The 14863-nt window shown below is 68.1% G+C and carries 15 protein-coding genes; 6 read left to right on the plus strand and 9 right to left on the minus strand.

Annotation, left to right across the window (positions count from 1 at the left end):
- Positions 1 to 17: 17 nt before the first annotated feature.
- Positions 18 to 635, plus strand: coding sequence for a 16S rRNA (guanine(966)-N(2))-methyltransferase RsmD (rsmD, locus tag MOX01_RS11750; protein ID WP_141369842.1), 618 nt, complete (start codon positions 18 to 20; stop codon positions 633 to 635).
- On the opposite strand, the gene thiL is transcribed toward rsmD, so the two are convergent.
- On the minus strand, positions 605 to 1600 hold the full coding sequence (gene thiL, locus MOX01_RS11755; RefSeq protein ID WP_141369844.1) for a thiamine-phosphate kinase: 996 nt from the start codon (positions 1598 to 1600) through the stop codon (positions 605 to 607). The two genes, rsmD and thiL, sit on opposite strands and share 31 nt — an antisense overlap.
- A 23-nt stretch (positions 1601 to 1623) precedes the next feature.
- Here thiL and MOX01_RS11760 point away from each other — a divergent pair, with 23 nt between their 5' ends.
- The gene (locus MOX01_RS11760; protein ID WP_046748446.1) at positions 1624 to 2106 is read left to right on the plus strand and encodes a DUF3515 domain-containing protein; all 483 of its coding nucleotides are present in this window, start codon (positions 1624 to 1626) and stop codon (positions 2104 to 2106) included.
- 20 nt (positions 2107 to 2126) lie between these two features.
- On the opposite strand, the gene MOX01_RS11765 is transcribed toward MOX01_RS11760, so the two are convergent.
- The 6 genes from MOX01_RS11765 to leuC all read right to left on the minus strand — a co-directional run bounded on the left by MOX01_RS11765 (position 2127) and on the right by leuC (position 8474).
- The gene (locus MOX01_RS11765; RefSeq protein ID WP_141369846.1) at positions 2127 to 3209 is read right to left on the minus strand and encodes a D-alanine--D-alanine ligase family protein; all 1083 of its coding nucleotides are present in this window, start codon (positions 3207 to 3209) and stop codon (positions 2127 to 2129) included.
- A complete protein-coding gene (locus tag MOX01_RS11770) occupies positions 3115 to 4248 on the minus strand; it encodes an NAD(P)H-dependent glycerol-3-phosphate dehydrogenase (protein ID WP_046748444.1) in 1134 nt (377 codons plus the stop codon). Before MOX01_RS11770 ends, MOX01_RS11765 begins: the two co-directional genes overlap by 95 nt.
- Positions 4238 to 5002, minus strand: a complete 765-nt coding sequence (locus tag MOX01_RS11775; RefSeq protein ID WP_046748443.1) for a lysophospholipid acyltransferase family protein — start codon at positions 5000 to 5002, stop codon at positions 4238 to 4240. The genes MOX01_RS11770 and MOX01_RS11775 overlap by 11 nt, the downstream gene beginning before the upstream one ends.
- Positions 4999 to 6366: a UDP-N-acetylglucosamine 1-carboxyvinyltransferase gene (gene murA / locus MOX01_RS11780; RefSeq protein WP_061017630.1), complete on the minus strand. Its 1368-nt coding sequence runs from the start codon at positions 6364 to 6366 to the stop codon at positions 4999 to 5001. Before murA ends, MOX01_RS11775 begins: the two co-directional genes overlap by 4 nt.
- Before the next feature lie 65 nt (positions 6367 to 6431).
- Positions 6432 to 7028, minus strand: a complete 597-nt coding sequence (gene leuD, locus MOX01_RS11785; RefSeq protein ID WP_058630588.1) for a 3-isopropylmalate dehydratase small subunit — start codon at positions 7026 to 7028, stop codon at positions 6432 to 6434.
- Positions 7029 to 7031: 3 nt separating this feature from the next.
- On the minus strand, positions 7032 to 8474 hold the full coding sequence (gene leuC / locus MOX01_RS11790) for a 3-isopropylmalate dehydratase large subunit (protein ID WP_061017628.1): 1443 nt from the start codon (positions 8472 to 8474) through the stop codon (positions 7032 to 7034).
- A gap of 205 nt (positions 8475 to 8679) precedes the next feature.
- Between leuC and MOX01_RS11795 the strand changes: the two genes are divergently transcribed.
- Positions 8680 to 9975, plus strand: a complete 1296-nt coding sequence (locus tag MOX01_RS11795) for an O-acetylhomoserine aminocarboxypropyltransferase/cysteine synthase family protein (protein ID WP_058630586.1) — start codon at positions 8680 to 8682, stop codon at positions 9973 to 9975.
- A complete protein-coding gene (locus MOX01_RS11800) occupies positions 9972 to 11285 on the plus strand; it encodes an LLM class flavin-dependent oxidoreductase (RefSeq protein ID WP_141369848.1) in 1314 nt (437 codons plus the stop codon). Before MOX01_RS11795 ends, MOX01_RS11800 begins: the two co-directional genes overlap by 4 nt.
- 17 nt (positions 11286 to 11302) lie before the next feature.
- On the opposite strand, the gene MOX01_RS11805 is transcribed toward MOX01_RS11800, so the two are convergent.
- Together MOX01_RS11805 and MOX01_RS11810 are read right to left on the minus strand one after the other, a co-directional pair.
- A complete protein-coding gene (locus MOX01_RS11805; RefSeq protein ID WP_141369850.1) occupies positions 11303 to 11800 on the minus strand; it encodes a DUF427 domain-containing protein in 498 nt (165 codons plus the stop codon).
- A 49-nt stretch (positions 11801 to 11849) separates the two neighbouring features.
- The gene (locus MOX01_RS11810) at positions 11850 to 12854 is read right to left on the minus strand and encodes a TerC/Alx family metal homeostasis membrane protein (RefSeq protein ID WP_046748436.1); all 1005 of its coding nucleotides are present in this window, start codon (positions 12852 to 12854) and stop codon (positions 11850 to 11852) included.
- Between the two features lie 281 nt (positions 12855 to 13135).
- Here MOX01_RS11810 and MOX01_RS11815 point away from each other — a divergent pair, with 281 nt between their 5' ends.
- Positions 13136 to 13696, plus strand: a complete 561-nt coding sequence (locus tag MOX01_RS11815) for an RNA polymerase sigma factor (protein WP_058630584.1) — start codon at positions 13136 to 13138, stop codon at positions 13694 to 13696.
- Positions 13693 to 14835, plus strand: coding sequence for a DUF4349 domain-containing protein (locus MOX01_RS11820; RefSeq protein WP_061017623.1), 1143 nt, complete (start codon positions 13693 to 13695; stop codon positions 14833 to 14835). The genes MOX01_RS11815 and MOX01_RS11820 overlap by 4 nt, the downstream gene beginning before the upstream one ends.
- Positions 14836 to 14863 lie beyond the last annotated feature (28 nt).

The raw sequence follows: 14863 nt of genomic DNA on the forward strand, positions 1-14863 counted from the left end.
TGTCGTATCGTGAACGGGTGACGAGGATCATCGCAGGCAGCGCCAGAGGGGCCCGGCTCGAGGTTCCGGGCTCGGGAACCCGACCCACGAGCGACCGTGTACGCGAATCGCTGTTCGGCGCGCTGGAGTCCCTGAGCGCCATCGCCGGTGCACGGGTCCTCGACCTGTACGCCGGCTCGGGTGCCCTCGGGCTCGAGTCGCTCAGCCGTGGAGCAGCGAGCGTCGAGTTCGTGGAACGCGGCCGCCAGGCCGCAGCCATCGTCCGACGCAACGCGGAAGTCGTCGCGAAGGCGGGGAGCCTCCCGCTCGGGCGCGTTCACGAGAGCACGGCGCATGCCTTCCTGCATCGCGCCGTCGGACCCTACGACCTCGTGTTCAGCGATCCGCCCTACGACCTCGAGGACGCGGCCATGACGGCCGACCTCGTCGCGCTCGCACCGCTGCTGTCCTCGGACGCCGTGGTGGTGGTGGAACGAGCTCGTCGGTCCACGCCTCCGGACTTCGGCGCCGCGAACCTGGAGCAGTTCCGCGAGAAGTCGTACGGCGACACCACCCTGTGGTGGGCCGAGCCGGCGACGGAGGACGAGGACCCTGGCCCCGTGGGTCAGCCCGCGGCCGAGTCCCAGTCCCGATAGGGATCCCAACCGCTGAGGTCGACCGGCTGCTCATCGCACAGCAGGTCCTCATCGCCGGCGGCGCGCACCCTGCCGATGGCTCGGAACGCCGGCGGCAGGAGCCCCTCGGGAAAGGTGGCGAGCAGCGCGTGATCCTCTCCCCCGGCGAGAGCTCGCGCCGGATCGGCGCCGAGGAGCGCGCTGTCGAGGGCGATCGATACGCCGGACGCGGCAGCCATCCGTCGCGCATCGATTGCCAGCCCGTCGGAGATGTCCATCATGGCGGTCGCGCCGGCCGTCGCCGCCACCGCGCCGAGACCGATCGGCGGCGACGGGCGCAACTGTGCGTTCACGGCTTCGCGCTCGCCCGCAGCGAGAGCGGCAGGGTCGACGGGCACCGGCACATCCCCATCCCGGAACCTCCCGAACAGAACGGCGAGACCGCGTGCCGCGTGACCGAGCTCCCCGGCGACGGCGACCACGTCACCGGGACGTGCGCCGCTCCGCGTCACCGCTGCGCGTCCCTCCAGGTCGCCCAGGGCCGTGACCGCGACGGTCAACGTGTCGGAGACGGTGAGATCACCACCGACGACCGCACAGCCCGGCGCGAGCGCGGCACAGGCATCCCGGAAGCCGTCGGCGAGTCGCTCGACGAAGGAGACTCGTAGTTCGCGCGGCACCGCGAGTGCGACCAGGAGCGCCGTCGGGCGCGCGCCCATGGCAGCGACGTCCGCGAGATTCACCGCCGCGGACTTCCAGCCGAGGTCGTATCCGCTGGACCAGGCGAGGCGGAAGTCGGGGCCGTGCACCAGCGTGTCGGTCGTCGCCACCACGGAGCCCGACGGGGTCGCTATCACTGCGGCGTCATCGCCCGGCCCGATGAGCGCGTGCGAGGCCGCCGGCGTGCGTGACAGTATCGCGCGGAGAATGCGCCCTTCGGGCACATCTCCCAGGCGTGGATCGTCGGCGTCGGGTCGGGAGGGCATGCTGTCAAAGGTAGCCTGGAAGCATGCCCCGTTCCCGTCGCCTCGCTGCCCTCGCCGGAGCAGCGGCACTCAGCGCTGTGCTCGCCGGCTGTGCGACCACCGTGCATCTCGAGCCCGCAGCGGATGCGAACAACCCCGCATGCGCGAACGTGTCTGTACTGCTCCCGGAGAGCGTCGGCGGTCTCGATCGCGTCTTCACCGATGCGCAGGCGACAGGTGCGTGGGGAGACCCCACGGTCGTTCTGCGCTGCGGCGTAGAACCCCCTGCTCCGTCCGCGCTGGTGTGCACGACCATCGGCGGAGTCGACTGGCTGGTCCTCGACCAGGAGGAGGAGCGTCAGCGCCTCGTCACGTTCGGTCGCGACCCTGCGGTGGAGGTCACGATCAAGCGCGGCGAGCAGATCGACTTCCAGACCATCGTCGACAAGATCTCGGCCAGCATCCAGTCGGGGCTTCAGCCTGCCACCGGGCAGTGCACTGATCGCGTCGAGTTCCCCGCAGGCTGATCCCCCGGGGAACCGGACGCTCAGCGGCGAAGGCCGGCTTCGACGAGCTCGGTGATGAGATCGCCGTAGCTCAGACCCGACGCGACCCAGCACTTGGGGAACATCGAGATGGGCGTGAACCCCGGCATCGTGTTGAGCTCGTTCACCACGAGTTCGCCGGAGGGTGTCAGGAACATGTCGACACGCGCGAGCCCGCGCCCGTCCACCGCCTCGAAGGCCTGGACGCCGATCTCCTGGATGGCGGTCCGCTCCGCCTCAGTGAGGTCCGCAGGACACACGACGTCCACACCGTCACCACCGAGGTACTTGCCCTCGAAGTCGTAGAAACCCCGCGACGTCAGCACGATCTCCCCGGGGAGCGATGCACGGACGCCGTCGACGCCCTCGAGCACGGCGACCTCGATCTCGCGTCCGCTCACGCCGGTCTCGATCAGCACCTTGTCGTCCTCGGCGAACGCCACGGCCAGCGCCGCATCGAGCTCGTCGGCATTCTCGACCTTGGAGACGCCGACACTCGAGCCCGCCCGCGCGGGCTTCACGAACACAGGAAGACCGAGGCCTGCGGCCCGCGTGCGCACGTGGGAGGCGTCACGGTCCCAGTCCTTTCGCCGTATCGTCACCCAGGGCGCGACCGGGATCCCGGCCGCCTCCAGGGCGATCTTCATGAAGTGCTTGTCCATGCACAGTGCGGAATCGAGCACGCCACCACCGGCGTAGGGAACCTCGAGCGTGTCGAAGTATCCCTGGATCGTCCCGTCCTCGCCGTGCGGTCCGTGCAGGATCGGGAGCACGACATCGATCTCACCGAGGCCCGCGACGGAGCCGTCGGTCTGCACCACACGGAGTGTGCGATCGCCTCCCGGCTCGGGCCACAGGACACGCGTGCCGTTGTCGACGACCTCCGGGAGGTGCGCCGCGTCCAGGGGGAACTTCGCCGGGTCGTCGTCCTCGAGCACGAAAGCGCCCTCGCGAGTGATCCCGACGGGGATCACGTCGTATCGGTCGCGATCAATCGCCCCCAGAACGCCCCCCGCCGTTGCGGAACTGATCGAATGCTCGCTGGAGCGCCCGCCGAAGAGCACCACCACCGTCTGCTTGTCCATGGTTGGTCCTCTCACCCTGCGGGGTGTCGTCGTCCGTCGTCAGGTGGGGTGCGATGTCCCGCGGATCCATCTTGCCGTCGAGCACCATCTTCACCTGCTCGACGATGGGCATGTCGATCTCCGCCTCGCGCGCCAGCTGGAGGATCGGCGCGACGGACGCGAGCCCCTCTGCGGTCTGCTGCATCTGCTTCACCACGTCCTGGAAGCTGTACCCCTGTCCGAGCAGACGCCCGGCGGTGTTGTTGCGACTCAACGGGGACTGGCATGTGGCGATGAGATCGCCGAGACCCGCGAGACCCTGGAGAGTCTCCGGATGCGCGCCGTTCGCCACGGCGAAGTCGGTCATCTCCACCAGTCCGCGGGTGATGATCGACGCCTTGGTGTTCTCGCCATAGCCCACGCCGTCGACGATCCCGATCGCGACCGCGATCAGGTTCTTCAGGACGCCGCCGAACTCGGTCCCGATCACGTCGGTGTTCACGAAGGTGCGGAAGTAGCTGTTCCGTGCTGCGCGTGCGACGATCTCCGCCGTCTCCTGGCTCCGCGACGAGATGACGGCTGCGGTCGGCTGCTCACGGGCGATCTCGAGTGCGAGGTTCGGCCCGGACGCCACGGCCACGCGATCGGGGTCGCAGCGCAGCTCCTGCTGGATGACCTGACTCATCCGCAGCCCGGTGCCGCGCTCGACGCCCTTCATGAGGCTGATGATCTTCGTGTCGCTGTCGGCGATCAGCGGCCGCAGCGCCTTCAGGTTCTCCCGCAACGACTGGCTCGGCACGGAAAGGTAGACCTGGTCGACGCCGTCGAGCGCGGTCGCGAGCTCATGCGTCGCAGCCATGGTGCGTGGAAGGTTGATCCCTGGCAGGTAGCGGGAGTTCCGCTTGCCCTCGTTGATCTCCTGCGCGAGCTCGGCTCGGCGCGCCCACATCGTCACCTGCGCGCCGCCGTCGGCGAGGATCTTCCCGAAGGTCGTGCCCCAGCTGCCCGCGCCGATCACGGCGACTCGTGGACCGACCGGCGCGGTTCTCTTAGGAGTCAAGGCGTCCCGTCTCCTTCTGGCCGTGGGTTGCGGGATTCCAACGTTCGGCCGGTGCCTTCTCGTCGCGGATCTCCTCGAGGAGCGCCGTGATCGCGTTCATGAGCCGAGTGGTCGCTTCGTTGAGGGCTGCCGGCTCCCCGGCGCGCCCTCGCAGATCGGACACGTCGACCGGGTCGCCGATGAGCACCGTCACGGGCTTGCGCAGCGGCCAGAGGCTCAGACCCTTCTGGTAGCGCCCCATGATCTCCTGCGTGCCCCACTGTGCCATCGGGATCAGCGGGATGCCGTCGGCGAGTGCCAGTCGCACCGCGCCCGACTTGCCGCGCATCGGCCACAGGTCGGGATCCCGCGTCAGCGTGCCTTCCGGATAGACGATCACGCCGCGGCCGTGCTCCACGAGCTCTTCCGACTGTTTCATCGTCTGACGCGCGGACGCCGCAGAAGACGTCCGGGCGACGGGGATCATGCCCGTGCGGTGCAGGAACCAGCCGAGAACGGGAACCTTGAACAGGCTCTCCTTGGCCATGAACCGCGGCGCACGACCGGCACGCCACACGGCGACCGCGACGATCAGCGGATCGAACTCCGAGTAGTGGTTGGGCGCCAGGATGTAGGAACCCTGCTGCGGCAGCTTCTCGGCCCCGCGGATCCGGATCTTCGCGATCAGCGACACCGGGGGGATGACGAGCGCCGCGAGCGGCCAGAAGATGCTCGGACGCTTCGTCTCCGATGAACGGGACGTCACGGCGGTCACCGGATGACGTCGAAGTCGGCGCCGAGCGCGTCGAGCTTGGCGAGGAACTTCTCATACCCCCGGCTCAGGATGTCGACACCCGACACCTTCGATTCGCCCGTGGCTGTCAGGGCTGCGATCACGTGGCTGTATCCCCCGCGAAGGTCGGGGACCACGATGTCGGCACCGTGCAGCGGCGTGGGGCCGGTGATGACGGCGGCCTGTTCGAGGTCGCGACGCGGCACGCGGCGCGGTCCGTCCTGCAGACCCCGGGGGTGCACGACGATGTCGGCACCCATCTTCACGAGCGCGTCGGTGAAGCCCATGCGGTTCTCGTAGACCGTCTCGTGCACGACCGAGCGACCGTGCGCCTGGGTCAGTGCGACGACGAGCGGCTGCTGCCAGTCGGTCATGAAGCCGGGGTGCACATCCGTCTCGATCACGACCGGCTTGATGTCGCCGTCGCGACGGAAGAGGATTCCATCTTCCTGGATGTCGAACCAGCCGCCAGCCTTGCGGAAGATGTTGAGGAAGGTCAGCATCTCCTGCTGCTTGGCGCCGCCGACGAAGATCTCGCCGTCGGTGGCCAGCGCCGCGGAGGCCCACGATGCGGCTTCGTTGCGGTCGAAGATCGAGCGGTGGTCGTAGCCGCGGAGCTTCTCCACGCCTTCGATCACGATGACCCGGTTCGGCTCGTAGGAGATGATCGCGCCCATCTTCTGCAGCACCGCGATCAGGTCCATGATCTCGGGCTCGATGGCCGCGTTGCGCAGCTCGGTGACGCCTTCGGCACGGACTGCGGTCAGCAGCACCTGCTCGGTCGCGCCGACGCTCGGGTACGGGAGGTGGATGTTCGCGCCGTGCAGGCGGGTTCCCCCGGTCGAGAGGCGGATGCCGCTGGGGAGCTTCTCGACGATGGCGCCGAACTTGCGCAGTGCGTCCAGGTGGAAGTCGATCGGACGGTCGCCGATGCGGCAGCCGCCGAGGTCGGGGATGAACGCCTGGCCGAGACGGTGCAGTAGCGGGCCGCAGAACAGGATCGGGATGCGCGATGCCCCCGCGTGCGCGTCGATCTCCTCGAAGTGCGCGGACTCCACATCGCTCGGGTCGAACACGAGCGAACCGGGCTCATCGCCCTCTGAGACGCGGACGCCGTGCACTTCGAGCAACGAGCGGACGACGGCCACATCGCTGATCGCCGGCACATCGCGCAGGGTGCTCACGGTCTCGCCGAGGAGCGAGGCGACCATGGCCTTGGTGGCCAGGTTCTTCGCGCCCTTGACGTCGACGCGTCCCCGGAGCGGGCGTCCGCCGCGAATGGCGAGGACGTCTCCGGTGAGTGCAGGGACTCCGTCCGGAAGAGCGTCGCGCACAGGTGTCGTCATTCGGAGCCTCACTTCATCTACGGATTTCGGGGGCGGGTTGCCCCTGGCTCCCCCGCCCCCACCGTCTACTGAACGGGAAGGGTTCGGGGCCGCCACGACTCGCGACGGGCCTCGAACTGCGCGATCTTGTCTTCGTTGCGCAGCGTGAGCCCGATGTCATCGAGCCCTTCGAGGAGCCGCCATCTAGTGTAATCGTCGATCCCGACCTCGGCCTGGACGTCACCGATCGACGCGGTGCGCGCCTCGAGGTCGACGGTCATCTGCGCACCGGGATTCCGGTCGATCTCGGCCCAGAACCGCTCGAGATCCTCTTCCGAGATCGTCGCGGCGAGCAGGCCCTGCTTGCCCGCATTGCCGCGGAAGATGTCGGCGAAACGCGGGCTGAGCACGACCTTGAAGCCGAAGTCGCGCAACGCCCACACGGCGTGCTCACGGCTGGAACCGGTGCCGAAATCAGGACCGGCGACGAGCACGGAGGCACCCTGGAAAGACGGCTGGTTGAGCACGAACTCGGGGTCCTGACGCCAGCCGTGGAACAGCGCGTCTTCGAAGCCGGTCTTCGTGACGCGCTTCAGGAACACCGCAGGGATGATCTGGTCGGTGTCGACGTTCGAACGCTTCAGCGGAGCGGCGATGCCGGTGTGGGTGGTGAACTTCTCCATGGGTCAGAACCCTTCCGTCAGGTCGCTCGGGCTGGACAGGGTGCCGCGGATCGCCGTCGCAGCGGCGACGAGGGGCGACACGAGGTGAGTGCGCCCTCCCTTGCCCTGACGACCCTCGAAGTTGCGGTTCGATGTCGATGCGCAGCGCTCCCCCGGGGCCAGCTGATCGGGGTTCATGCCCAGGCACATCGAACAGCCGGCGAAGCGCCACTCCGCACCGAAGTCCTTGATCACCTTGTCCAGGCCCTCGGCCTCAGCCTCCAGGCGCACTCTGGCGGATCCGGGCACCACCATGACGCGCACGCCATCGGCCTTCTTCTTGCCCTGGATGATCGATGCGAACGCGCGCAGATCCTCGATGCGACTGTTGGTGCACGAGCCCATGAAGACCGCGTCGACCGGCACCTCCTTGAGTGGCGTACCCGGAGTCAGATCCATGTACTCCAGGGCGCGCTCGGCGGCCGCGCGCTCGTTCGGGTCGGCGATCTCGGCGGGATTCGGAACCGCGGCGGAGAGCGAGCTCCCCTGTCCGGGGTTGGTGCCCCACGTCACGAAGGGCTCCAGCTCGTCGGCGTCGATGAAGACCTCCGCGTCGAACGTCGCCCCGTCGTCGGTCGGGAGCGTGCGCCAGTAAGCGACGGCATCGTCCCAGTCCTGGCCCTTCGGGGCGTGCGGGCGGCCCTCGAGGTAGGCGAAGGTCGTCTCGTCCGGCGCCACCATCCCGGCGCGGGCACCGGCCTCGATCGACATGTTGCAGATCGTCATGCGACCCTCCATGGAGAGCGCTCGGATCGCACTGCCGCGGTACTCGAGGACGTAGCCCTGACCGCCTCCGGTCCCGATCTTCGCGATCACGGCCAGGATGATGTCCTTCGCCGTGACGCCGGCACGCAGAGTGCCCTCGACGTTGATGGCCATCGTCTTGAAGGGCTTGAGCGGAAGCGTCTGGGTCGCCATGACGTGCTCGACCTCGCTGGTGCCGATGCCGAACGCCATCGCACCGAACGCGCCGTGGGTGGACGTGTGCGAGTCACCGCAGACCACGGTGATCCCGGGCATCGTCAATCCGAGCTGAGGACCGACGACGTGCACGATCCCCTGCTCCGCATCGCCGAGCGAATGCAGACGCACACCGAACTCGGCCGCGTTGCGCCGGAGCGTCTCGATCTGCGTCCGGCTGGTCAGGTCTGCGATCGGCTTGTCGATCTCCCACGTCGGGGTGTTGTGGTCCTCGGTCGCGATCGTCAGGTCGAGGCGCCGCAGTGGACGCCCCTCGCTGCGCAGGCCGTCGAACGCCTGCGGGCTGGTGACCTCGTGCACGAGGTGGAGGTCGATGTAGATGAGGTCGGGCTCCCCGTCCTCGCCCTTCACGACGAGGTGGTCGTCCCAGACCTTCTCGGCGAGTGTCCTGGGGCGTGCGGAATCCGCACCGGCGGTGGTGGTCATGGCGTGTCTCCTGTGGCTGGCGGTTCGGCCCACGATGGACTCCGCGACGAGGAGGGGCTCAGAACGAGGTCTCGTCGCGGCGCCTAAGAAGAAGGAGCACGGTCCGCATGACGTCAGATTACCACCGCTCCGACATGCCCCGACCCGTCATGACACTCTGAGGACACCCGCACCAGCTGCGCATCGACCGACCGAGAGGCACCGCATGACCGTCGACACCGCCCGCTTCGCCACCCGCGCGGTCCATGCGGCGAGAAGCAGAGAGACGGCCGCCTCTCGGGCCACGCCGATCTACCTTACTGCGGGCTTCGAGTTCGACGACTTCGACCACGCGGCGGATCATTTCAGCACCGGTACCGGATTCGGGTACACCCGAACGGGGAACCCCACGGTGCGCGCGGTGGAGCGCCAGCTCGCCGCTCTCGAGTCGGGGGCGGACGCGGTTCTGGTCGCGAGCGGGCAGGCCGCCGTGGCGACGGCTCTGCTCACCGTCGCGGGTGCCGGCGATCACATCGTCTCCTCCACGCACATCTACGAAGGCACGAGGGGTCTCTTCCTCGACAACCTGGCCCGACTCGACATCGAGACCACGTTCATCGACGACATCTCCGACCCGGAGGCCTGGCGTGCCGCGATCCGCCCGAACACGCGGGCACTGTTCGCGGAGTCGCTCGCGAACGCCCGCAACGACGTTCTCGATGTGCGCGGCGTCAGCGACATCGGCGACGAGCACGCGATCCCGCTGATCGTCGACAACACGCTGGCGACGCCGGCGCTGCTGCGTCCGATCGAGCATGGTGCGGCCATCGTGGTGCACTCCGCTTCGAAGTTCCTCGCCGGGCACGGATCCGTCCTCGGCGGTGTGATCGTCGACGACGGCCGTTTCGACGCAGACCTCGCCGGCCACAATGCACCCCACCTGGTCCTTCCCGGTCGTGGTGACACGCCCAGCGTCTTCGCCCGCCACGGCGGACGCGCACGGATCGGGTACGCGCGAGAGTCCGTGGCCCCGCGATTCGGCGCTTCCCCCTCGCCTCTCAACGCCTTCCTGATCGGGCAGGGCGTGGAGACCCTGGGGCTGCGTGTGGAGAGGCAGTCACGGAATGCACTGCAGATCGCGCAGTGGCTGGAGCAGCACGCCGAAGTCGAGAGCGTGGACTACGTCGGGCTCCCCTCCCACCCGGATCACGAACTCGGGCGACGGTATCTCGATGGTGGCTCCGGCTCGATCTTCACGTTCACGTTGCGAGGAGGGCTTCCGGCGGCTCGAAGATTCGTCGAGCACGTGCAGGTCTTCACGCACATGACCCACATCGGCGACGTGCGCTCTCTGGTGCTGCACCCAGGAACGACGAGTCATGCCCAGCGGACCGAAGAGGAGCGCGAGGTCCTCGGCGTCCGTCCGGGAACTCTGCGACTCTCGATCGGCATCGAGGACGTGGACGATCTCATCTCCGACCTGTCCCACGTGCTACAGCACGTGCGGGAGACGGTGGCATGAGCCGCCCACAGCACTTCGGCTGGTTCCTCGCGCGCGGCTTCGGGCCGCAGGGGTGGGGCTACCCCGCGCTCGATTGGGACTACGACTGGACGCGCCCCGACGTCTATCAGCACGCCGCACGCACGCTCGAACAGGCGGGGTTCGATCTCGTCATCATCGAGGATGCGCCGTCGCTGGGATCGCCCTCGACGATCGACCTGCGCGTGCGGCATGCGTTCGGCGGCCCCAAACACGACCCTCTTCTCCTCGCGCCCTACCTCTTCCAGGCCACCAGGCACCTCGGCGTGGTGCCCACCGTCAACCCGGCGGCCTACCTCCCGTACACCGCGGCTCGGCAGTTCGCGACGCTGCAGCACCTGAGCGGACACCGGCTGGGCCTCAACGTCGTCACCGACACGGGCAGCGCACGGCACTTCTCCGACGCGGCGCAGCTCGGTCACGACGAGGCATACGACCGGGCAGAGGAATGGCTCTCCGGTATCCGCGCCCTGTGGCGAAGCTGGGATGACGGCGCATTGCTCGCCGACCGTGAGACCGGTGTCTTCGCGGACGGCAGCCGGCTGCGGGCCACCGAGCATCGCGGCGAGTACTTCGCCTTCGACGGGCCGCTGAACGCCGTGCCCTTCACCGACGGGGATCCCGCGATCGTCTCACCCGGCGGTTCCGGCCGCGGGCTCGGCTTCGCAGGCGCCAACTCCGATGTGCAGCTCGCGCTCGCTCCGTTGCACGAGAAATCCGTGCGAGAGTATCGCGCCAAGGTGCACGATGCCGCGCTCGCGAAGGGAAGGCGACCCGAGGACATCAAGATCCTCTTCGCCATCCAGCCCGTGATCACGTCGTCGAGCGAGGAGGCCGATCGGATCGTCGCGGCGTCGGCGCAGCCCGACGATTCCGCCCTCGTCCAGATCGCGCGCAAGCAGTCGAGCGACCTCGAGACCGATCTGACCTCCCTCGACCTCGACGAGCCACTCGACATCTCCATCTTCGGAGCGCACGTCTCCCGTGGGAGCATCCAGCGTCTGGTCGGCGATCGCGACCAGGATGCCCCGTTGCGCGCTCACCTCACAGCCCTCGCCCGCACCGGCAGGATCACGGACCGTACGGGGTTCGTCGGGACCGCGCACGAGTTCGCCGATCTGATCGAGGAGCTCGGCGAATGGGGCAACGACGGCGTGCTGCTCTGGGGCGACTTCCATCCGGTGACCCTCCACCGCACGCTCGACGAGCTCGTCCCCGTCCTGCGTCGACGCGGCATCCTCCGGCGCGAGTACGCGGAGGGCGGCCTGCAGACGAACCTCCACCAGTTCTGACCGATCCCGACCGAGCCTCACCAACCCCGCGAGCCGGGAACGCCCTTGAAGGGGCCGACGACCCACGAGGTGACCCAGCCGCCGTAGAACCCGCCCGGCTGCGGAGAAGCGACCTCGTCGCCGACGGTGCACTCATCCATCTGCCCCGCGTACACGGCGACCCGATCGGACAGGATCTCGAACCCGCGAGCCGGTTGCGGGTAGGTCCAGGCGGCTCCTGGGCGCACTGTGTCGCCGGCGCGCACATCGAAGTATCGTGCGGAGCCCTTGAACTCGCAGAACGACGAGCCGGCGGCGTCGACGAGAGCACCGGGGACGAAGTCCGCGATCGGAAGATAGTAGACCGGAGGATGACTCGTCTCCAGCACGCGGACGGCGTCCACCGTGTCGGCGATCAGCTGGCCGCTGAGCCGGATGGTGATGCGCTCCACGACTGCCTCGACACGCGGTGGCCTCGGGTAGTCCCAGACGGATTCCTGCCCAGCGGCGGGGACGATGGGGCGCGGCGTGTGCATCTGCTCACCCTACGTCTGCTCGCGATATGTCGCGCGATACCGTGCCGCGTCATTCGACGGGGGTCGTGGTCCGCGCCGCCCGCTTCTCACGCGCGGAGGCGATGAGGCTCGCGACCGTGGCGATGGTCATCGACGCCAGGATCACGCCGAGCGAGACCATGTTGCTGATGTCGGGGACCCATTCCACGTGCTCCCCGCCGTTGATGAACGGCAGCTCGTTGACATGCAGGGCGTGCAGGATCAGCTTCACGCCGATGAAGCCGAGGATGACGGCGATGCCGTAGTGGAGGTAGCGCAGGCGATCGAGCAGATCGCCGAGCAGGAAGTACAGCTGACGCAGACCCATGAGCGCGAAGATGTTCGCCGAGAAGACGAGGAAGCCGTTCGTCGTGATCTCGAAGATCGCGGGGATCGAGTCGATCGCGAAGATCAGGTCGGTCACACCGATCGTGATGAAGACGATCACCATGGGCGTCCACATCCGCTTGCCGTCGACCGTCGTGCGGATCTTCGAGCCGTCATAGGTCTCGCTGATGTCGACTCGACGACGCAGCAGACGGACGATGAAGTTCTCGCGCTGCACCTCTCCCTCGTGGTCACCTTCCGGCATCGCCTGACGGATCGCGGTCCAGATGAGGAACGCGCCGAAGATGTAGAAGATCGGCGAGAAGTTCTCGACGATCGCGACACCGGCCAGGATGAAGAGCCCGCGCAGCACCAGCGCGATGATGATGCCGATCATGAGCACCTGCTGCTGCAGGCGCCGCGGTACGGCGAACTGCGCCATGATCAGCACGAACACGAACAGGTTGTCGATCGAGAGGCTGTACTCCAGTGCCCACCCGGTGATGAAATCGCCCGCGTTCTGCCAGCCGCCGACGTTGCCGAGGAGCACCGCGAACAGCAGCGCGAGGCCGACGTAGAACACGACCCAGAGGGTGGACTCCTTCGTCGACGGGATGTGCGGCCGCAGCCGGATGAGCAGCAGGTCACCGATCAGGATGATCGTGAGGACGACCATCGAGGTGATCTCGAACCAGACGGGGATTTCCAAGGGCGCACTGGACCTTTCGCGGAGGGGTCGGGAAGGAGTCGAAAGTCTCTCCCCCGCACGGATGTGCGTCGCGCGCCCGGAGCAACGATGACGGTGCTCGTGATGACGGACGCGTGTTTGCGGGATACTCCCTCTCGCCCGGGCAATGCTACCCGAGGCACGGGGCGAGCGGGAACGGGTTGCATTCGAATCTCATCCGCCCGCTCGGCATGGACCACCGATCTGAGACGATGGGGCGGCGATCGACACTCTCCTCGTGAGAGACACCGAACGGAACCAGGATGCCCCTGCACACAGATGATCAGAGATGGGCGGCGCAGGCCGCGGGCGGCGACGAGAGCGCCTTCCGCGAGCTGTACCGCGCTCACGTGCGACCCGTGTACTGGATCGCTCAGGGAATCCTCGCCTCGTCGGCTGATGCCGAGGACGTGACACAGGAGACGTTCGTCGTCGCCTGGCGGAAGCTGCCCGACCTCGAACTCCGGGGCGAGTCGATCCTTCCGTGGCTCGCCACGATCTGCCGGTTCCAGGCGGCGAATCGGCTCCGGCAGCGTCGGCGAGACCAGGCGCACACCGCCGAGGCCGTCGACGAGACACTGTTGGCGGACACGGTGAGCGTCGAGGAACAGGTCATCACCGCGGAGCTCGCGGCGCGGATCACCCGCGAGGTGGGCACGCTCAGCGAGTTGGATCGTGAGGTCTTCCGTCTGTGCGCCACGGAGGGATACGCCTACCAGGTCGCTGCGGATGAGCTCGGGGTGACGCACGCCGTCGTCCGGAACCGTCTCTCACGAGTGCGCACGCAGCTGCGAGGCGCCGTGACCGAAGCGAGGGACGCATGAACGACCAGACCACCAGCGGCGACCTGCCAGAGCTCTCGGACGAGACCATCGCCCGCATCGAAGATGCCGTGTTCACAGAGATCGCCGCAGAGCGGGCGCGGGCACCGCGCACCGCGAAAGAGACGCGGTCGCGGCGACGCGGCTGGCTCACGGCAGGCGGTATCGCTGCAGCCTTCGCTGTCGGAGTTCTCGTGACCCCGCCCATCCTCAGCGCGGTCGGCGGGGCGAGCTCCGTCACCGCCGACGGCGTCAGCATGTCCGAAGACTCCGCCACGGATGCCGCACCGTCGGGTCCCGAGCGGATCACGGGTCTGACCGCCGAGTCGGCACCGGACGGCGCTCTGAGCCCGGACGCGAGCGCGGGTGTGCTTCCCGGCGTTGCGGCGAACGACAGCGGTCGCGAGATCATCGCCACGGCGCAGGCGACCGTTCAGGTGAAGGACATCTCCGAAGCAGCAGCTGAGATCGCCGCTCTCGCCGAGGAGCACGGCGGCTACGTCGAGAGCACCGAGATCGGGAAGTCGGTCGCCGTCGACGGCTCGTCCGAGCCCGTTCCAGATCCCGCAGACTCGGCATACGGCTGGATCAGCATCCGAGTGCCATCCGCCGACCTCCCGAAGGCGATCGCCGCACTCGACGACACCGGCGAAGTACTCTCCTCTTCCACCTCGAAGCAGGATGTGACCTCCGTCGCGATCGACCTGCAGGCCAGGGTCGACTCCACCAAGGCGTCCGTCGAGCGGCTCACGCAGCTGATGGCGCAGTCGGGCAGCGTGTCCGAGCTGATCGAGGCCGAGGTGGCGCTCACCGACCGTCAGGCGCAGCTCGAATCGTACGAACAGCAACTCGCCGCGCTCGACGACCAGGTCGCCATGTCGTCGCTGCAGGTGCAGCTGACGAAGGCGACCGCACCGACGACTGCCGACCCTGCGGGCTTCGGGGACGGTCTGATGGCGGGATGGAACGGACTCGTCGTGTCGCTGAATGCTCTGGTGATCGCGGTCGGCTTCCTCCTCCCCTGGCTCGCGATCGCGGGCGCCGTCGTGCTGCTCGTCTGGCTCATCCGCCGCGCCCGGCGGCGCCGGCGTCGTCGCGACCAGCAGGTCCCGTCCCATCCCGAGGCCGCCGAAGGCAACTGATCGCCCGACGTGGAATGGGCCGGTTCTC

The sequence above is a fragment of the Microbacterium oxydans genome (genome assembly GCF_006540085.1).
In the GTDB taxonomy this organism is placed as follows: domain Bacteria; phylum Actinomycetota; class Actinomycetes; order Actinomycetales; family Microbacteriaceae; genus Microbacterium; species Microbacterium oxydans.